This window comes from Cutibacterium avidum 44067, from assembly GCF_000367205.1.
GTDB lineage: Bacteria > Actinomycetota > Actinomycetes > Propionibacteriales > Propionibacteriaceae > Cutibacterium > Cutibacterium avidum.
This window is the reverse complement of the sequence record NC_021064.1, coordinates 577,971-598,771: the sequence shown is the minus strand read 5'-3', so window position 1 is coordinate 598,771 and position 20,801 is coordinate 577,971. Positions and strand designations below refer to the sequence as shown.

10 protein-coding genes, 1 tRNA gene and 3 rRNA genes are annotated in these 20,801 nt (G+C 60.2%); 8 read left to right on the top strand and 6 right to left on the bottom strand.

The genetic code is table 11. The features are described 5' to 3' along the window. The first annotated feature begins 246 nt into the window (after positions 1-246). Positions 247-1,281 carry a glycoside hydrolase family 3 N-terminal domain-containing protein gene (locus PALO_RS02755; RefSeq protein ID WP_015582319.1) on the top strand — a complete coding sequence of 345 codons (1,035 nt, stop codon included), beginning with the start codon at positions 247-249 and terminating at the stop codon, positions 1,279-1,281. Between the two features lie 177 nt (positions 1,282-1,458). Beyond that, entirely contained in the window at positions 1,459-2,841 is a 1,383-nt protein-coding gene (locus PALO_RS02750; protein WP_414146285.1) for a hypothetical protein, read from the top strand. A gap of 629 nt (positions 2,842-3,470) precedes the next feature. Here the strand turns inward: PALO_RS02750 and rrf are convergent. From rrf to PALO_RS02720, 6 genes are all read right to left on the bottom strand, one after another. Further along, a 5S ribosomal RNA gene (gene rrf, locus PALO_RS02745) occupies positions 3,471-3,587 on the bottom strand. Between the two features lie 111 nt (positions 3,588-3,698). Continuing rightward, a 23S ribosomal RNA gene (locus PALO_RS02740) occupies positions 3,699-6,783 on the bottom strand. Positions 6,784-7,053: 270 nt separating this feature from the next. Next, positions 7,054-8,576: ribosomal RNA gene (locus tag PALO_RS02735) — 16S ribosomal RNA — on the bottom strand. Together the 16S, 23S and 5S rRNA genes form the textbook arrangement of a ribosomal RNA operon. Before the next feature lie 531 nt (positions 8,577-9,107). After that, the gene (locus PALO_RS02730) at positions 9,108-12,497 is read right to left on the bottom strand and encodes an error-prone DNA polymerase (RefSeq protein ID WP_244834301.1); all 3,390 of its coding nucleotides are present in this window, start codon (positions 12,495-12,497) and stop codon (positions 9,108-9,110) included. Between the two features lie 5 nt (positions 12,498-12,502). Further along, positions 12,503-14,095: a Y-family DNA polymerase gene (locus PALO_RS02725; protein ID WP_015582316.1), complete on the bottom strand. Its 1,593-nt coding sequence runs from the start codon at positions 14,093-14,095 to the stop codon at positions 12,503-12,505. Next, positions 14,085-14,681, bottom strand: coding sequence for a hypothetical protein (locus tag PALO_RS02720; RefSeq protein ID WP_015582315.1), 597 nt, complete (start codon positions 14,679-14,681; stop codon positions 14,085-14,087). Before PALO_RS02720 ends, PALO_RS02725 begins: the two co-directional genes overlap by 11 nt. Before the next feature lie 333 nt (positions 14,682-15,014). Between PALO_RS02720 and PALO_RS02715 the strand changes: the two genes are divergently transcribed. The 6 genes from PALO_RS02715 (at position 15,015) to PALO_RS02690 (ending at position 20,777) form a co-directional block, all read left to right on the top strand. After that, complete coding sequence (locus PALO_RS02715; protein ID WP_036910003.1) at positions 15,015-16,169, top strand: Mur ligase family protein; 1,155 nt, start codon at positions 15,015-15,017, stop codon at positions 16,167-16,169. Then, positions 16,166-16,894 (top strand): type 1 glutamine amidotransferase, encoded by a 729-nt coding sequence (locus PALO_RS02710; RefSeq protein WP_015582313.1) that lies wholly within the window; start codon positions 16,166-16,168, stop codon positions 16,892-16,894. Before PALO_RS02715 ends, PALO_RS02710 begins: the two co-directional genes overlap by 4 nt. 56 nt (positions 16,895-16,950) lie before the next feature. Continuing rightward, positions 16,951-17,023, top strand: a tRNA-Lys gene (locus tag PALO_RS02705). A gap of 406 nt (positions 17,024-17,429) precedes the next feature. Further along, positions 17,430-18,743: an ABC transporter substrate-binding protein gene (locus PALO_RS02700; RefSeq protein WP_015582312.1), complete on the top strand. Its 1,314-nt coding sequence runs from the start codon at positions 17,430-17,432 to the stop codon at positions 18,741-18,743. Between the two features lie 112 nt (positions 18,744-18,855). Beyond that, positions 18,856-19,902, top strand: a complete 1,047-nt coding sequence (locus PALO_RS02695) for a carbohydrate ABC transporter permease (protein ID WP_004808820.1) — start codon at positions 18,856-18,858, stop codon at positions 19,900-19,902. Then, positions 19,899-20,777: a carbohydrate ABC transporter permease gene (locus tag PALO_RS02690; protein WP_004808821.1), complete on the top strand. Its 879-nt coding sequence runs from the start codon at positions 19,899-19,901 to the stop codon at positions 20,775-20,777. The genes PALO_RS02695 and PALO_RS02690 overlap by 4 nt, the downstream gene beginning before the upstream one ends. Positions 20,778-20,801: the final 24 nt, after the last annotated feature.

Below are 20,801 nucleotides of genomic sequence, written 5' to 3'. Positions count from 1 at the left end.
ACAATGGAAAAGCTGTGGAATACTGCGACCATGAGACGCCGAACAATCATCACAGCCGCTTTGAGCGCACCATTGGCTGGCTGCGTTTCAAAAGCCGAGCCCCCAGCCGAATCACCCTCGCCTGCACCCGTGACGTCGTCGTCTCCGTCTGACACGCCAACTCCCAGCCCGTCCTCAGCCACCCCCACCCCTACCCCGAGCTCTACCTCGACGCCGACGGCGACGGAGAAGGTGACCCCAATCCCGATGGATCCACGGGCCGCCCATATCGTGGCGGATATGTCGCTCGAAGAGCGTGCTGGTCAGTGCATTCTCGTCGGGGTGGTTCCCTCAGATTCTCCGGAGTACATCGCCAACCTCATTGACTCCAAGTGCCTTGCCGGCATCTTCATCTTGGGTCATTGGACCAAGAAGTCGAAGCTCGAGGCCATGCTTGACGCCGTCAACAGTGTCAGCCCGCACGGCATCAAGCCCATCGTCGCGAGCGACCATGAGGGCGGCGAGGTTCAGAACATCCGGATTCCGGGAGTCGACCGGCTGCCGAGCCAGGAAGCTCTGGCCCGGATGCCCCCGGCCAAAGCTCAGTCGGTGGTGACGAGAGGTGCCCGCCAACTCGCCGACCTCGGCGTCCACATGATCTTCTCCCCCGTCGCTGACGTCATCGATCCTGAACTTGGCGTCAAGAACAAGCCGATCGCCAAGCACCATCGTGGGTTCGGCACCGATCCTCAGACGTGTGGCCGGTACGCGGCCTCCGTTATTGCGGGGCATCGCAAGGCCGGGATCATCCCGACGGCCAAGCATTTCCCCGGAATTGGGCGCATCATCGAGGACACGGATTTCAAAGCTGACGGAATTACCGACCACAAGACAATTCGCCATGACCCGTATCTCGAATCGTTCCGAATGGCATTCAATGCTGGGTCTGAAGCGGTCATGATCGCCTCCGCGACCTACTCGAAGATCGATCCAGGAACTCTCGCGTTATTCTCGTCGAAGGTTATGACCGACATGCTTCGCGGCGACTTCGGATACCAGGGCCTCATCGTTTCAGATGACCTGGGTAGCTCAGTGTCGGTGTTCTCGGTCGACGGTGGACGCCGTGCAAGCAGATTCGTGTCTGCTGGCGGTGACCTGGCGATTACTGCCGATCCTGGCCTGGCAGGCCCCATGATTCAGGCGTTGACGTCGATGGCGGCGTCCTCGTCAGGCAAGAAGCGTCTCAGTGACGCTGCTCGCCATGTCATCAACGTCAAACTGGCGCATTCACTGACACGCTGAGAGGGAGAATGAATCGTGGCTGACGATGGATTCGACAAGGGGAACCACCCCGACGATTCGCACTCTGACGACAATGAGACAGAGCTGATCTCTGAGCAGTCCGATTCAGGCTCTGCTGAGGGGCAGAGTCATGAACCCACCCAGGAGCTGCCAGAGAACAACGACGCGACACAACAGATCTCTGCCGAGCCGGACGGTTCGCAAACCCCCTACGCCGATCAGCAGTATCCGCAGCAGGGTGACTTCCCGAACGGCCAGTACCCGCAGGACTGGAACCAGTATCCGCAGGGCGGTAACGCGCCAGAGTGGAATCCTCAGACAGGTCAGTATGACGGCTGGAACGCCCAGTACCCGCAGCAAGGTTGGGAACAGCAGCCCAGTCAGGAAAGCTGGGAAGGCCAACCCGCCCAACAGGCCACCGAGTACCTGCCTGACGGGTCCGCAGGACTGGCGGGTACGACTGCCGCTGATCGCCCAGACGTTAATGAGTCGATAGGCGGCATCCCCTTCAGCGATGAGCCCCAGCCGAAACGTAAGAGCCAGTACTGGATCATTGCCGTCGCCGCAGTCCTCGTCGTGGCTCTGGGAGTTGGCCTCTTCTACTTCCTCAAGCCCAAGAATGATGATGCGACGAAGGCAGTCCCCGCGCCGGCCTCCAAGCCTGCCGCGTCAGCCTCCCACACCCCGACCCCAGAGGTGACGGTTACCTCGACGTCGACGGCGACCGCTTCATCGACAGCATCAACACCAGCCGCACCGAAGCCGAGCGTTCCGAACAATGCCTCGGTCACGCCGACGCCGGACCTCGTGCGACAGCTCTTCAACGCGCCCGACGCCCAGGTCCAGTGGGTCTCCTTGGCCGCCGACGGCCAGAACGCCGCTGTGGCGTATGCACCCAACTTCAACATCAACGGCAAGTCGGCCGGCCCCAATGGCGGCCACCTCGTCATGAGGAAGAACGGAGGGCATTGGGAGCCTCTCCCCCAAGGCGGGGTCATCGCTGACGACAATGACTGCGATGCCATGCTCAAAGTGTTGGGAGACAAGGCTGCTGTCGCTGCCAGCCAGGTCATGAGCAGCAAGCAGTGCGATGCGGCAATCGTCTACGACATGGCGAAGAAGGGCTCAATCCGACTCGGCGATATGGCAGGTGTCGGACCTCTTAACCTAGACAAGTCCACCGCGGAACTCGCCGGTACGATCCATGTCATCCCGGACGGCGTCAGCGGAGTATGTACCCGCAACACCCCGGTGTATGCGCGTTACAACGGCTTCCTCGGCGGAGTATGGACGAGCGGAGACGATGTCGAGGCCTACCTGTTCGTTGGTGGTACTAACGCCAGCTCTAACGGTGCGCGGATCGGCATCACCGAGGCACAGCTGCGGTCCGACTACTCCAAGCTCAAGCTGACCGACGTCACCTCGGACTTCCATGGAATGGGATACGAGAAGGCCCTTGCGTTCTCCAGCGATGGCAAGGAAGTCGACTACCTATTCAACGGCGGCAGGGTCGTTGCCTACATCATCAGGAACTCCAGCTTCATCCCGACTACCTGCTGACGACCTCCTCCAAAACTGACGTGGCCCTTCTCACAGAGAAGGGCCACGTTTTGTATCCTCACTTTCTCGTCGGGACATTCCTGCCCCAGGCTCTGGACCTCAGCCGCCACCCATGCATTTGCCACTCTCGGCTTCTCCGCACCTCACGAGTGGGGCGATGTGCCGGTACGCGAGCGTGGTGAGGACGCGAGTCCAGGTCCCGGTTGCCAGGGGAAGGAGGCACTGCGGCCATTTTCCCCCGAGGATGCATGTCGCCTTCAAGGCCCATGTTCTTGAGTTCGACTCAGCGTTGCTACCGCCTCAGCCGAGAGACCCTGACCCCGTGTTTTGAAGGCAGAAAGCCCGCTTCTGGAGGAAACGGCATCAATTACGGGAGGCCATCTTGAGGATGAACAATCGCCTGACGATGCTTCGAGTCGACGGTAACCCAGCGATCTCCCAACCGTGCTGAGGCCTAAGCCACCTATCTGACGTTTGGGGGCTGTCGTTGGTGTGGGTGGTTGTGGGTAGACGGCACGGGGCCGGGGGGTTGATTGGTGTCACCCCGCCGGCTGTCGGGTGTGCGGGTGTAAAAAAGCGTGTGGAGACAAGGATCAACCTCGTCTCCACACGCACACACAAAAATATAATTCCGGCAGCGTCCTACTCTCCCACACGATCCCTCGTGCAGTACCATCGGCGCTGGAAGGCTTAACTACCGGGTTCGGTATGGGACCGGGTGTTTCCCTTCCGCTATGGCCACCGGAAAATATGGGGGGCCTGTGAAGGCCTGTATGTTGTGCTCCTCGGGTGGGGGTTGGGAGCCATATAGTGGATGCGAGTCAATACGAAAACGCTTTTGTGTACGCGTGCGAATGTTGTGTAAGTCCTCGGTCTATTAGTACCAGTCAGCTCCACACCTTACGATGCGTCCACGCCTGGCCTATCAACCCGGTCGTCTACCGGAGACCTTACCAGATTCATCTGCAGGAACCCTCATCTTGAAGCGTGCTTCCCGCTTAGATGCTTTCAGCGGTTATCACAACCCGACGTAGCCAACCAGCCATGCCCTTGGCAGAACAACTGGCACACCAGAGGTCAGTCCGTCCCGGTCCTCTCGTACTAAGGACAGCCCTTCTCAAGATTCCTCCGCGCGCAGCGGATAGGGACCGAACTGTCTCACGACGTTCTGAACCCAGCTCGCGTGCCGCTTTAATGGGCGAACAGCCCAACCCTTGGGACCGACTCCAGCCCCAGGATGCGACGAGCCGACATCGAGGTGCCAAACCATGCCGTCGCTATGAGCGCTCGGGCAAGATCAGCCTGTTATCCCCGGGGTACCTTTTATCCGTTGAGTGACGGCGCGTCCACAAGCCACCGTCAGATCACTAGTCCCGACTTTCGTCCCTGCTCGACCTGTCAGTCTCACAGTCAAGCCCCCTTGTGCACTTACACTCAACACCTGATTACCAACCAGGATGAGGGAACCTTTGGGCGCCTCCGTTACCTTTTAGGAGGCGACCGCCCCAGTCAAACTACCCATCAGGCACTGTCCCTGAACCGGATCACGGCCCAAAGTTAGATAACCAGAACGACCAGAGTGGTATTTCAACAATGACTCCACAACCACTAGCGTGGCCACTTCACAGTCTCCCACCTATCCTACACAAGTCGTCCCAATCACCAATACCAAACTATAGTAAAGGTCCCGGGGTCTTTCCGTCCTGCTGCGCGTAACGAGCATCTTTACTCGTACTGCAATTTCACCGAGTTCATGGTGGAGACAGTAGGGAAATCGTTACTCCATTCGTGCAGGTCGGAACTTACCCGACAAGGAATTTCGCTACCTTAGGATGGTTATAGTTACCACCGCCGTTTACTGGGGCTTAAGTTCACCGCTTCGCCAACGCTAACAGTTCCCCTTAACCTTCCAGCACCGGGCAGGAGTCAGTCCGTATACATCGTCTTACGACTTCGCACGGACCTGTGTTTTTGGTAAACAGTCGTTTCCCCCTGGTCTCTGCGCCCCTCACTGCTACCAGCCGTACAGGCCTTGACAGTTCAGGTCCCCCTTATCCCGAAGTTACGGGGGCATTTTGCCGAGTTCCTTCACCATGATGATCTCGATCGCCTCGGTATACTCTACCTATCCACCAGTGTCGGTTTAGGGTACGGGCGGACCAGCCACCTCGCTCACGAAGATTTTCTCGACAGTACAGGATCACTCACTCACCCACACACGTGGGCTCGCCATCATGCCTCAACCATATGCCCAGCGGATTTACCTACCAGACGGTCCACACATTTAGCCCCGGACAACCATCGCCGGGGATGAGCTACCTCCCTGCGTCCCTCCGCAGCTTGCCTACTACATGATCGGTTCACACACTCACCACACCACCACAACATCAAAGACATCACAATGGCAGGCTCGCACGCTTAGCATCACACACCTCGACACGGACGGTGACAAGCCGGTACCAGAATATCAACTGGTTATCCATCGACTACGCCTGTCGGCCTCGCCTTAGGCCCCGACTCACCCAGGGCAGATTAACTTGACCCTGGAACCCTTGGATAATCGGCGGACGGGTTTTTCACCCGTCATTCGCTACTCATGCCTGCATTCTCACTCCCGCACAATCCACCACACGGTCACCCGGCAGCTTCACCTCACACAGGACGCTCCCCTACCCAAACCCGCAAAACGGGTTTGCCACAGCTTCGGCGGATAACTTAAGCCCCGCTACATTGTCGGCGCGGAATCACTTGACCAGTGAGCTATTACGCACTCTTTCAAGGATGGCTGCTTCCAAGCCAACCTCCTGGCTGTCTGCGCAACTCCACATCCTTTTCCACTGAGCTACCACTTAGGGGCCTTAGCTGATGATCTGGGCTGTTTCCCTCTCGACGACGAAGCTTATCCCCCGCCGTCTCACTGCCACGCTCCACTTGCCGGCATTCGGAGTTTGGCTGATTTCGGTAAGCTGATAGGCCCCCTAGACCATCCAGTGCTCTACCTCCGACAAGAACCACGCAACGCTGCACCTAAATGCATTTCGGGGAGAACCAGCTATCACGGTGTTTGATTGGCCTTTCACCCCTATCCACAGCTCATCCCCTCCATTTTCAACTGAAGTGGGTTCGGACCTCCACGACGTCTTACCGACGCTTCATCCTGGCCATGGATAGATCACACCGCTTCGGGTCTAGAACACGCGACTCACGCCCTTATCAGACTCGCTTTCGCTACGACTCCCCCACACAGGTTAACCTCGCCACGCATCACTAACTCGCAGGCTCATTCTTCAAAAGGCACGCCATCACCCCACAAGGCTCTGACGGCTTGTATGCGACCGGTTTCAGGTACTATTTCACTCCCCTCCCGGGGTACTTTTCACCATTCCCTCACGGTACTAATCCACTATCGGTCACCAAGGAGTATTTAGGCTTGACGGGTGGTCCCGCCAGATTCACGCGAAATTCCACGAGTTCCACGCTACTTGGGGCAACCCTCACCAGTGCCACGCTTACAGTTACGGGACTCTCACCCACTCCGGTACGCCTTCCCAGACGCTTCACCTTCACGCAACATTTATCACTGGCCAATCCTGCGGCAGCAGAACCAAAAGGCCCCCACAACCCCGCACATGCAACACCTGCCGGCTTGAACACACACACGGTTTAGCCTCATCCACTTTCGCTCGCCACTACTCACGGAATCACGGTTGTTTTCTCTTCCTACGGGTACTAAGATGTTTCACTTCCCCGCGTTACCTCCCACACCCCTATACATTCAGGGCAGGGTCACCGGACACTACTCCGGACATTCCAGGTTTCCCCATTCGGACACCCCCGGATCACAGCTCGTTTACCAACTCCCCAGGGCTTATCGCAGGTTACAACGTCCTTCATCGGCTCTTGGTGCCAAGGCATCCACCGATCGCACTTAACAACTTGCACAACGCACAAGACACAAAAAATTAAGATGCTCGCATCCACTATACAGTTCTCAACCACCACACGAATCAACACACCACCGTCCACAACAGACAGATGACGCATCACCGCACCAGGCCACCACACACAGTGTGATACCCCAGAACCCCAACAGCATGCCCCCAACCCCATCACAACAACAGGACGCCAATGTTCCACAAGAAGCACGACACCATTACCATCACCCCACACGGGACGACTCGAACAATGCCACAACCAAAACTTGCTCCTTAGAAAGGAGGTGATCCAGCCGCACCTTCCGGTACGGCTACCTTGTTACGACTTAGTCCTAATTACCAGTCCCACCTTCGACGGCTCCCCCACACAGGTTAGGCCACCGGCTTCGGGTGTTACCGACTTTCATGACTTGACGGGCGGTGTGTACAAGCCCCGGGAACGTATTCACCGCAGCGTTGCTGATCTGCGATTACTAGCGACTCCGACTTCATGGGGTCGAGTTGCAGACCCCAATCCGAACTGAGACCGGCTTTCCGAGATTCGCTCACCCTCACAGGCTCGCAACTCTTTGTACCGGCCATTGTAGCATGCGTGAAGCCCTGGACATAAGGGGCATGATGACTTGACGTCATCCCCACCTTCCTCCGAGTTGACCCCGGCGGTCTCCACTGAGTCCCCACCATAACGTGCTGGCAACAGTGAACGAGGGTTGCGCTCGTTGCGGGACTTAACCCAACATCTCACGACACGAGCTGACGACAGCCATGCACCACCTGTGAACCAGCCCCACAAGGAGGCATACCCATCTCTGAGCACTCCCAGTCCATGTCAAACCCAGGTAAGGTTCTTCGCGTTGCATCGAATTAATCCGCATGCTCCGCCGCTTGTGCGGGGCCCCGTCAATTCCTTTGAGTTTTAGCCTTGCGGCCGTACTCCCCAGGCGGGGTACTTAATGCGTTAGCTACGGCACGGAATCCGTGGAATGGACCCCACACCTAGTACCCACCGTTTACAGCGTGGACTACCAGGGTATCTAAGCCTGTTCGCTCCCCACGCTTTCGCTCCTCAGCGTCAGGAAAGGTCCAGAGAACCGCCTTCGCCACTGGTGTTCCTCCTGATATCTGCGCATTCCACCGCTCCACCAGGAATTCCATTCTCCCCTACCTTCCTCAAGTCAACCCGTATCGAAAGCACGCTCAGGGTTAAGCCCCAAGTTTTCACTTCCGACGCAATCAACCACCTACGAGCTCTTTACGCCCAATAAATCCGGACAACGCTCGCACCCTACGTATCACCGCGGCTGCTGGCACGTAGTTAGCCGGTGCTTCTTCTGCAGGTACCGTCACCACAAGCTTCGCCCCTGCTGAAAGCGGTTTACAACCCGAAGGCCGTCATCCCGCACGCGGCGTTGCTGCATCAGGCTTCCGCCCATTGTGCAATATTCCCCACTGCTGCCTCCCGTAGGAGTCTGGGCCGTATCTCAGTCCCAATGTGGCCGGTCGCCCTCTCAGGCCGGCTACCCGTCAAAGCCTTGGTAAGCCACTACCCCACCAACAAGCTGATAAGCCGCGAGTCCATCCAAAACCGCCGAAGCTTTCCAACCCCCACCATGCAGCAAGGATTCCTATCCGGTATTAGCCCCAGTTTCCTGAAGTTATCCCGAAGTCAAGGGCAGGTTACTCACGTGTTACTCACCCGTTCGCCACTCGAGTACCCCCAAAGGGGCCTTTCCGTTCGACTTGCATGTGTTAAGCACGCCGCCAGCGTTCGTCCTGAGCCAGGATCAAACTCTCCAATGAAAAAATATCACCCACCCACACACAACAATGCAGGCAAACGATGTCACAAGAGAATCCAAAACACTAACCCCAAACACTGACCAAAAAAATCAGTCCATGTCCAGAATCACAAAGGAATTCATAAACAAATCCGACACATCCATAAATGCATCAAAAATCATTGACTATCAAAGACACACTGTTGAGTTCTCAAGCATCACACCCACCAGAACAACCCCACCCATCACAAGCAGGACCACCCCAAGGCGACCCGACCAACCCTACCACACCAACCCCAACCCCGCAAAAACCCGCAGAATCAGAACCAGCCAGCAAAACCAGCCGAAAACCAAACCACCACCCGAAAGCAGCGACCCGATCAACCTTACCAGATCAACCCCGACTATCAAATCTATCGGACTGAGATCCAGTTCGGCTGCCATCTAGGAGCCGCTTCAAGCAGCCCCTGACAGCTCGGAAAACATTACACATGGATGAACGATGACGCAAATTAGGTTGCCGCTGTCGGCATATCCCCTTGCCAGAGGCTGTTCAGTGGAAGTCACGGGATCTCGTAGGTACTGATAAATCGAGAGCTTCCAACCGATCTGCTTGCAAACTCGTCACTCCCCCGTCGCTTCTTTCCAAGATCCCCCGCACCACCAAAGCTCGCGACGTCCGGGCCACACGTCGGTGATGCTTCCATGCACCCGGAGTGACGATGACGTTGAGCAGGCCTGTTTCGTCCTCCACGTTGAGGAAGGTCACTCCCCCCGCTGTCCCAGGTCTCTGTCTGTGGGTGACGACTCCAGCAACTTCTATACGCCGTCCAGCCTCGACGTCGCCCAGCCGATCAACTCGGACCACACCTCGTCGATCAAGGACGCTCCGGACGTGGCGAACAGGATGGTCTGCTGTGCTGATTCCGGTGGCACGGATATCGTCACCTAGGAGATCCAGCTGAGTGGGTTCGGGAAGCAAAGGCGGTTGGGTCGCCACCTGAACATCCAGCTGGCCCGGTGCCACACCGTCGATCTGACCGATTTGCCACAGAGCACCGCGTCTGGAACCCACCAGGTCGTCGAAAGCACCGGCCAGGGCGAGGGCCTCCACCTCTTCCTCACTCAGTTCAACCCGACGAGCGAGATCGTCGAGGCTGGTGAAAGGTTCGCGGTCCCGCTCTTCAATAATCCGGGTGGCTGTCTCGGCACTGATGCCGGAGACGTCAGAGAGGCCGAGCCGCACCGCGAAGTAGGTGTCTCGACGATGGCCACCGTCATCACGTCTGGGATCAAAAGGACCGATCTCGGACTCCTCGTGGTCATGAAGGCAGTCGTCCGTCCCCGTCTCGACACCACCGTCACGGGAACCCAGCAGTTCCATGTCAGCTCCTACTGACGACTTCGTCAGATCTGGACGTCGAGTCACCACACCATGTCGTCGAGCATCAGCCACCAGAGTCGCCGGGGAATAGAACCCCATCGGTTGGCTGCGCAGCAGGGCCGCAAGATAAGCCGCTGGGTAATGCAGCTTGACCCAGGCTGAGGTATAGACCAGTCCGGCGAAGCTCAAGGCATGAGACTCGGCAAATCCAAAATTTGCGAAAGACTCGATGCGGGCATAAATGTCCTGGGCAGTGACGTCGTCAATCCCATTGGCTGCCATCCCCTCGAAGAGCTTGGCACGCAGGGAGTCAATGCGCTCCACCCCACGTTTGGACCCCATCGCTCGACGCAGCAGGTCAGCGTCAGCAGCCGTGCAATTGCCGACTGTCGTGGCCATTTGCATGAGCTGCTCCTGGAAGAGCGGGATCCCCAGGGTGCGCTTGAGCACTGGTTCAAGCAGAGGGTGGGGATAAGTGATCGGTTCAGCACCCGTGCGTCGTCTGATGTAGGGATGCACTGCCCCTCCCTGCACCGGGCCAGGGCGGATGAGTCCGATCTCCACGGCCAAGTCATAGAAACACCGTGGCTTGAGCCGAGGCAAGGTGCCGATCTGGGCCCGGCTCTCCACCTGGAAGATACCGATGCTGTCACCGCGGCACAACATGTCGTAGATCCCGGGCTCATTACGCGGGATCGACGCCAGGGTCCAAGAGCGTCCGCAGTGCCGGGAGATGAGATCGAAGGAAATACTCAGTGCCGAGAGCATTCCCAACCCCAGCAGGTCGAACTTCACCAACCCCATCCAGGCACAGTCCTCCTTATCCCACTGCAGCACCGTGCGACCAGGCATCCGGGCTGGCTCGATCGGACAGATGCGTTCCACTGGTTCCTGGGTCAGCACCATTCCGGCCGAGTGGATGCCCAGGTGCCGCGGTAGCCCCATCACCTGCTGGGCGAGGGCGACGACGTCGTCAGGAATCTCGGGACCGTCAGAGTCCTGGGAGAGGGATGATACCGATCCTCTCTCCACCTGACGGGACCACGCGTCCTGCTGTCCTTGGGAATAGCCGAGAGCTTTGGCCATGTCACGGATGGCGCTGCGCGGCCGATAGGTGAAGACGCCGGCCACCTGAGCGGCATTGCGCCGTCCATACTTGGCATAGACGTACTGGATGACCTCCTCGCGACGTCGGGCGTCGAAGTCGACGTCGATGTCGGGCTCCTCCTCGCGCAGCACCGACAGGAACCGCTCGAAAGGCAGCCCGTAAAACACCGGGTCGACAACGGTGATGCCCAACACGTAACAAACTGCCGAGGCCGCCGCTGATCCACGTCCTTGACACAAGATCCCCTGGGAGCGGGCGAACTTCACGATGTCGGAGACGATGAGGAAGTAGCCGGCAAAGTCTCGGGCTTCGATGAGATCGAGTTCCGTGGCCAGTCGGTCCTTGGCCGCCGGATCGTCCCCATAGCAGCCCTGACGCCCCTCCTCCACCAGATGACGCAGCCAACTGATGGGAGTGTGACCTTCGGGCACCTTCTGATCGGGCAGACCCGGACGCACCGACCTCAGTTGAAAAGCCGTCCTCTCAGCCACCGCCACAGTGTTGTCCACCGCATCTCGATGACGGCTGAACAGATCTGCCATCTCCACCCCGCTACGCAGCCTCGCCACCGGGCCAGGAGGAAGCCAGCCGTCCATCTCGTCAAGACTGCGTCGAGCTCGCACCGCTGACAGAGCGCAGGCCAGCTCGAACTGTTCAGCACTGGCGTAGTGGGCAGCTGTCGTCGCCACTGTTGTCAGGCCGTGACGACCCGCCAGCTCAGCGAGGACGTCGTTGTCACGGGAATTGGTGGGAGCGCGATGATCGGTCAGCTCGACCAGGACGTTGTCAGTGCCGAAGAGATCAATCAGGTGATGAAGCTCGGCCTCGGCCTGCGGCACTCCCCTGGCCAGCCCTTGTCTCACTGCTCCTTTGCGACACCCGGTGAGGACAGTCCAGTGCCCGTCGGCCACCTCGGCCAGATGATTAAGATCATGGACCGGATGACCTTTCTGCCCTCCCTCGGCCAGATAGGCGTCGGTGAGGGCGCCTGCCAAGCGGCGATACCCCTCCGGACCGTTGGCCAACACGAGCAGATGACTGCCCACCGGATCGGCGACCCCGTTCTGAGGTCCCGGCACCCCGATGGACAACTCCGACCCGATGATGGTGGGAAGGCCACAGGTTTCAGCCGCTTCAGCCATCCTGACGACTCCGTAGAGGCCGTCATGATCGGTCAGGGCCAGCCCTGACAACCCCAACTCCACCGCCCGGGTGACGAGGTCCTCCGGGCTGGAGGCACCGTCAAGAAAGCTGTAGGAGGAGTGACAGTGCAGCTCGGCATAGGGCACCACCGGCCCCTCGGGTCGGAGGGGATGACGGTCAAAGGGTTTACGGACGCGGCGATAACCGGTCTGATCAGCATGGCTGTCCTGATGACCATTGGGAGGACGCCGTCCCGAGATGCGTCTTTCCAACTCTCGCCACGGAATCGGAGGATTGTGGTAACTCACCCCGATCACGCCTCGTCGTAACGAGCCTCGACCCACCAACGGTCAGCCGATCCCGCTAACACCCACGCCTGTTGGTCCTCGGTGACCAGCTGCACTCGCTCAACGGAGACGGCCGGGGTGCTCCACCACCTCTGGTGCACCGGCCATGGCCCGGCCCACGCGATGACACGCCGTCGCGACGTGCCGTCATGAAACCATCCAGGGCTGATCGACGGTAGGTCGGACGACGTCGTCAGTGGCATACCGTCAGTCGTCTCCAACCGAGCTGGCAGCGGACGGGAATACACGATCCCGGGAGCAGGGCCGTCGAGGTGGCCCGGCCAGGGGCGATCCACCGGACGCGCGTCCTCGGCAACCGTCCCGAAAGGAATCAGTCGGCGTCGGTCCCTGAGCATCCGGCCACCATCGACTTTCCCCATCAGAACCCCCTCGGGGCCCAGCTTCTCCTGCAACTGGGAGATGATGTGGACGAGATGCTCGGCGGGCCTGGCACCAAACAATCCCTCGGCAGCCTCACCCGCACGATGGATGGTGGGAACGATCCGCACCGCCTCAACACCGGACTGGCAGAACTCATCAGCACCGAACTCGCCAATGCCCCGGGAAAGGTCGTCGAGCTGACGGGACAGTCGAGCCAACAGATCATCACCGCTGAATTGCCACGGTTGACGCCAGGTGCGCTCAGACAACCCAGCAGTGGCCCGGATGAGAATGCGAGCTTGGGAACAAACCCGGCCGTCGGCTGCCAAATTTGCCATGAACTCCTCCACCACAGGACGCACCACGGTCACCACCTGTGCGCCGAAAGGTTCCGGATCGTCAAGGACGACTTCCATGGCATCGTCGTCCTCGGGCCGGTGTGCCGACAGCACCGTGACATCCATGCCACGTGCCCAGTCGTGGGCGCGCTGACCGGCCTCTGCGAACCGCTGGACGACATGTTGACGGTCCAGACCGGCGAAGGAGCCAACAGTCGTCAGACCGAGCTGGCGCAAGGTCCGAACCAATGCCTCATCGGCTTGTCCGGTACGCGCCAGAACCGAGACGTCGCGGGGAGCCAGGAAGTCCCTGGACGTCCTGGGACTGAGGATCCTCGGGTCATGACTCTCGGGGCCGGCCACATCGGTGGCAGCCACCTCTGCTGCGAACAGTCCGTCCGCCACCGAAATTCCCGCATCCGCGTACCCGATCCGAGTCAGCACCTCGGACATGCGCTGCGCAGCGGCGCGTTCCCCACCATAGAAACGAGCAACTCCGCGAGCAGCCACCGCGGCCACCCCTGGTCGCACCACGTGGACCGAAGGCGCCACTGACCTCTCAATCTCGCGAACCACCTCGTCGAAGAGGATCTCCTCAGAGGCAGGATCGTGAGACACGACAACGGCGTCTGGACAGCGCAGCTGGGCAGCTCTCACTCGCAAACCAGGGACCACTCCTTCCTCGGCTGCCCGGGAACAGCAGTCGACGACGACCCCGCGATCGACGACCAGAAGAGGGGCATCCCCAGACTGACGTCGAGACGCCGCCACGATTCGCCACCCGGGAATCACTGCCATGAGGACACGAACCGGGGCTGCACTGAGCCGTTCAGCAAACATCAGTCACCTCCTCGGCAGGATGCACCCCGGTACCGGTACGAACGAGCCGCACGGAATGGTTGTGGTGATGCCTCACCACCGTCACCTCAAGTTCCTGAGCCGACAAACAGCCATACCCCTGGCCGAGCCCTTGCCACCCCATGGTGCGGACGTCAATTCGAGCAGCAGGGTTGGGCCACGGTCCCAGCACCACCAAGGTCGAGCCCCGAGAACGCAGCCTGGCCGTCAATCGTCTGCTGGCCGTCATCGGCAATGGTGGTGGGGCCGCGGCGAGAACGACGTCAAGGCCCTCGACGAGGGTGGCCACCGTCTCAAGCCAGTTCCCCGGATGGGGCACGAGCACCAACCGCGACAATTCAACCCCCCACTGCCGAGCCGCCTCGACACTGAGCTCGGGAAGTCCGACCACCCCACACCAGCCATGGGTGAGAAGCCCCAGCCCGACTGAGGACGCACCATCCAGCCGGTACACCGCGGGCATGAGTCCACCGGGGAAAAGAGGCTGAAGCAACGGGTGGATGGCATGTCCGTTGGGAACCTCCAGACCATCGACACCACGGCTCACCAACTCCTCGATGTCAACCATCACGCACCCCCTCGTCCGGCACTCGTCAGCCCCTCGTAGCTGACGGAAATTACCGTGACACGCGTGCCCGACAGGTTTCCCGACACCCATCTGGAACAACAACGAACAACCTTGTCAACCAGTTTTTGGAGACCGTAGAAACCTCCTCGTCGTCGGCAGATCACACCAGGACCGTCCCCCCTTCCTGCCATGATTGGGACCATGACCTCGTCACCTGGAAGACACCGCACCTCCCCGCGGCTGCAACTGGCCCTGCTGGCCGGGAGGACAGCTGCAACAGCCTCTCGCCTGGCCGGGAGGGGCTCAGGAGCATCAATCCGTGGTCGGGTGACGATGACGTTGGCTCCCCGCGCCTTGCCCGAGCTGCTGGCAGACCGTCGCGTCGCCAGTGTCACCGGCACCAACGGCAAGACCACGACGACCCATTTCCTCACCGCCGCGGTGAAAGCTGGGACTCCTGACGGCCAACGAAACGTCGTCACCAATGCCGATGGGGCCAACCTGCATCACGGCATCGTCTCGGCCCTGGGAGAAGCCCCTGACGCCACCATCGCCGTGTTGGAGACCGACGAGAGAGTCGTCGCCGACGTCGTCGCGATGGGCAACCCGGAAGTACTGGTCCTGCTCAACTTCAGCCGTGACCAGCTCGACCGTAACCACGAACTGACCTTCCTGGGACGCGACTGGCGCGCTGCCCTGGAGGGGGCCGCCGAGCATGGCCCGACAGTGGTCGCCAATGCCTGCGACCCACTCATCGTGTGGGTGTGCCAGAAGGCTCGTCAGGTCATCTGGGTGGACACCAAGCCTCGCTGGACCGCTGACTCGACGCTGTGTCCCAACTGCGACGCCGTTCTCACCCATGGCGAGGACGGATGGGATTGCCCCGGATGTGAGCTGAGTCAGCCTGCTGCCGACTGGTGGGTAGAGGACCACGACGCCGTCGAGGCCTCCGGGAGACGATTCCACCTCGATGTCCAGGTGCCCGGTTCCTTCAACCTCACCAACGCCACCTGTGCCCTTGCCGCGGCCATCCACATGAGCATCCAGCCCGAGGACGCGCTGCGCGGGATCGCCACGGTGGAGTCCCCCGCCGGCCGCTATGCCACCTGCACCATCAGCGGCACCCATTGCCGCCTACTGCTGTCGAAGAATCCCGCCGGCTGGACCGAATCCCTGCCGCTGACGACCTCCGATCCGCTGATCCTTGCCATCGATGCGGTGGCTGCCGACGGCAAGGACGTCTCCTGGCTGTGGGACGTTGATTACGAGCAGCTGGTCGGACGAACCGTCATCTGCACCGGCCCGCGTGCCCTCGACCTGGCCGTAAGGCTGCAATACGCCGGTGTGAAGCACGTCGTCATCGAGGGTCTCGCCCAGGCCCTCAGCTCCCCACTGCTGGCCGGCAAATGGGACTCTGACCATCCCATCGACGTGCTGTCGACCTACACCCCCTTCCAGAAACTGCGCCGACTCGGAGGACTGGCATGAACACCGACCGTCCCAAGATCATCCTGCTGTACCAGTCCCTGCTGGGTATTTACGGCGACCACGGCAATGCCGTCGTCCTCACCAAGAGGCTGCAATGGCGCGGTATCGACGCCGAGCTCGTCACCGTCGAGCCCGGCCAGAAGGTGCCCACTGACGGGGCCATCTATCTGCTAGGAGGCGGCGAGGACACCGCCCAGATCACCGCTGTCCGAGAACTCAAGGCCGATGGCGGACTGTTCACCGCCCTCGACGACGGCGCAATGCTCTTCGCGGTGTGCGCCGGCTACCAGATCTGTGGCAAGTCCTTCACCATCGGAGCCCGTGACGAGGTCATTGCGGGGCTCGGGCTTCTCGACGCCGAGACCCGACGCGGCCCGGAGCGTGCCGTCGGGGAGGTTCTACACATCTGGACCCAGCCCGACGGGAACACCTGCCCGATCACCGGTTTCGAGAACCACGGCGGCTGGACAGAACTTGGTTCTGACGCCAAGCCGCTGGCTGCTGTCGAGGTTGGTTGGGGCAACGGCAACCGTCGCGACGAAGGAGCCGTGCAGGATCGTGTCATCGGCACCTACCCGCACGGACCGGTTCTCGCACGCAACCCTCAACTCGCCGACCATGTGCTCGAAATAGCTCTAGGACACCATTTGGAGCCCCTCGACCTGCCCGAGATCACGGCGTTGAGACAGCGTCGAATCGATGCCGCACGCACCGGCCGGCCATGAACTCGTCACCTCGGTTTTGCATCTTGGCCGAAGTCCGCTAGTGTTTTTTCTCGCCGGCGCTGCTAGCTCAATTGGCAGAGCAGCTGACTCTTAATCAGCGGGTTCAGGGTTCGAGTCCCTGGCGGCGCACCGGAACGGAAGCCGTTTCATCCTGGAGACAGGGTGGAACGGCTTCCTTCATGTTCACATTCTGTGCCCCTAGTCTACCTTCTCCCGATGTCAGAGATTGTCCAGCCACCAGCAAACGGCAATCCCAGGACACCGCTCGGATCGGAGCAATACCCTCCTTCCACAACGATTCAGACTGATCCAGTCATCTACCAACACCGCTCTGGCCACCCCGGTGGAGGGAACGCCCCTCAATCCCACTTGTCGTGCACAATCATTCAGGTTCATCACAAAACGACGTGCACACATACCGGACAGTCGGTGTAATATCCTGTCTGAGGTTGTGACCTATCGCACCTGCAGGAAATCGCTGATGCGTACGTGATGTCGCTGTCGACATCGCCCAGTTCAAGGAGGAAGAAGTCACATGACGCACTACACACACTCCCGCCGGGCCTTCATCCAGGGCTCCGTCGGAGCACTGGCGCTCGGTGCCTTGGCAGCTTGTTCCAACGGAGACTCGAAGGACTCCGGATCCAACAAGCCCGCAGCCAAGGGGGCAGACTTCACTGGTGAGGGCCCCATCAGCTGGGTGCAGGGCAAGGACTTCTCCGGTGGAATGGTCCAGAAGCGCATTGATGAGTGGAACAAGAAGTACCCCAAGGAGAAGGTCACTCTCATCGAGCTGTCCTCGGAGGCCGACCAGCAGCGTCAGTCCTTCATCAACGCCGCTCAGACGAACTCTGCCGCCTACGACGTCATTGGCCTCGACCTGGTGTGGGTTGCCGAGTTCGCGGCCAACCGATGGATCGTGGAGATCCCGCAGGACATGAAGCCCGAAGGCGTCATTGACTCGGTGTGGGAGACCGGTTCGTACCGCGGCAAGCAGTTCGCCGTTCCGTATGTCACTGACGCCTCGATCATGTACTACCGCAAGGACTTCCTCGAGAAGGCCAAGGTCGAGGTTCCCAAGACCTGGGAAGACGTCAAGAAGGCCACCGAGACCGTCCGCAAGCTCCCCGGCATGCAGGACATCGGTGGGTTCGGCGGCCAGTGGGCCAAGTACGAGGGCCTCACCTGCAACATCTCTGAATTCATCAACACCTGTGGTGGTGCGATCGTCGACGACTCCGGAAAGGTGACCGTCGACTCCCCCGAGTCCATCAAGGGCATCCAGACCGCCGTCGACGCCTTCAAGTCCAAGCTCATCCCGACCGCAGCCCTGGAGTGGAAGGAGGAGGACAGCCGTAACGGCTTCGAGTCCGGCAAGGTCCTCTTCCTGCGCAACTGGCCTTACCAGTACGGCAACGACATGAAGGAGCTCGGACCCGACAAGTTCGGCGTCGCCCCGCTGCCCTCCATCGACGGCAAGGACTACATGCCGACCCTGGGCGGCCACAACTGCGCCATCACCACCAACTGCAAGAACAAGGCCACGGCCCTCAAGTTCGTCAAGTGGTGGACCAACCAGGAGTCCGAGCAGTACAACCTCGAGAAGCAGTCCAACGCACCGATCTACGGCGAGTTGTACACCAAGGACGAGAACGTCAAGAAGCTCCCGTACCTGCCAACCCTGAAGGCCTCTCTGGACAGCGCCAAGGGCCGTCCGCATGCCGTCGCCTACGGTGATGTCACCGCGGCCATCCAGGACGCCATCTACCCAGCTCTCCAGGGCAAGACGGACGCCGAAAGTGCTGCCAAGCAGCTGGCCGACAAGCTGAAGACGATCATCAAGAATTGATCGTCACGCAGAACTAACCGCATGAGTACGGCGGGGCGGGTCACTCACCCCGCCGTATCCATGACATCGCTCGCACCACCCGGCGGACAACGCCGGGGACAAGGAGCTTCACATGACCACTGCAGCAGTGGAGAAGACCAACAACCGGTCTTCTCGGGCCAGGGCCCAGGAACACCTGGCCTTGGCTCTCATCACGCCAACCCTCATCGCTCTGACGATCGTCATCGTCATCCCAGTCATCCAATCGGTGAAGCAGGCCCTCTATGGCCAGCCCGGTCTGGATCCCGAAACTGGATTCGTCAACGACACCGAGCCGTTCGTCGGGATGAAGAACTTCACCGACATCTTCACCGGCTCCGGAGATCGATTCTGGAACGCGTTCTGGAACACCACCCTCTTCGGTGTCGTCACGGTCGTTCTCGAGACCGTCCTGGGCGTCATCATGGCGCTCATCATGCATCGGGCGATCGCTGGACGAGGCGTCGTCCGAGCCGCCATCCTCGTCCCCTGGGCCATCCCTACAGCGGTCTCCGCCATTTTGTGGGGATGGATCTTCAACCAGAACGGTGTCGCCAACGCCATCCTCGGTCAGCACATCATGTGGGCCTCGGGCAACTGGACGGCCAAGTGGTCGATCATCATCGCCGACGTCTGGAAGACCGCCCCGTACATCGGTCTGTTGACACTGGCAGGTCTCCAGGTAATTCCCACCGAGGTCTACGAGGCCGCCAAGGTCGATGGCGCCAATGCCTGGAAGAGATTTGTCTCGATCACCTTGCCATTGGTCAAACCGGCCTTGGTCGTCGCCGTGCTGTTCCGGACCCTCGATGCCCTGCGCATGTTCGACCTGCCGTTCATCCTCGTCGGCCCGCGCAGGAAGTCGGTCGAGACGCTGTCGATGCTGGTCCAGGACGAGGCCTCGAACCTGAGGTACGGCGCGGCCGCAGCGTACGCGATCATCCTGTTCCTCTACGTGTTCATCATCGCATTTGCCTTCATCAAGATCCTCGGCGCCGATCTCGTCGGTGACGAGCACAAGCGCAAGAAGATGAAGGCCACCACCTTCGTCAATGGCGGACGCCCTGGTGGACGTCGTGCCCGGGAGAAGGCCAACGCTGCACAAGCCGCAGCTTCGAGTGGCAAGGAGGTGTCGTCATGAGCACCGCTACTGCAACTGCACCGGGAGCCATCGATCAGGAGACCCACCACAAGAACGCCTGGGTCAAGGTACTGCCGGTCATCGGCATCGTCCTCATCGTCGTCTACTGCCTGGCACCCTTCTACTGGATGGTCGTGTCCTCGCTGCGTCCTGACAACGAGATCTTCGACAACACGTGGTGGCCAGCTCACCCGTCGCTGGAAAACTACCAGGCCGTCTTCCAGCCAAACAACAACTTCCTGCGCGGGCTGGGGAACTCGCTCATCGTCTCGATCTCGGTGACGATCATTGCCCTGCTCATCGCCACCTTCGCCTCCTACGCCCTCGCACGGCTGGACTTTCGTGGCAAGGGCGGATTCCTCATCCTCATCATTGCGACGTCGATGTTCCCACTGGTGGCCATCATCGTCCCGTTGCTGAAGAACTTCTCGGCATGGCACTGGATCAACACCTACCAAGCCATGATCATCCCCGATCTGTCCTTCTCACTGCCTCTGGCCGTGTGGAACCTGACGACGTTCTTCAAGCAGATGCCCGACGAGCTGGAGCAAGCCGCGATGATCGATGGCTGCTCCCCCGCCCAGGCATTCCGCAAAATCATCCTGCCGCTGGCTGCCCCCGGCATCTTCACCACGGCGATCATCGTCTTCATCGGTGCGTGGAACGAGTTCCTCGTCGCCGTCACGATGATCAACGACCCGAAGATGGAACCTGCCACGGTGCTGCTGTCGAAGTTCACCGGTGCTTCCCAGTTCAACACCCCGTTCGGTTCCCAGATGGCCGCCGGCGTCATCATGACGGTGCCGCTAGTCATCATGGTGCTGGTCTTCCAGCGCCGGATCGTCGCTGGTCTGGCTGCCGGTGGTCTCAAGTGATACCTGCCGGACACAACATAGTTC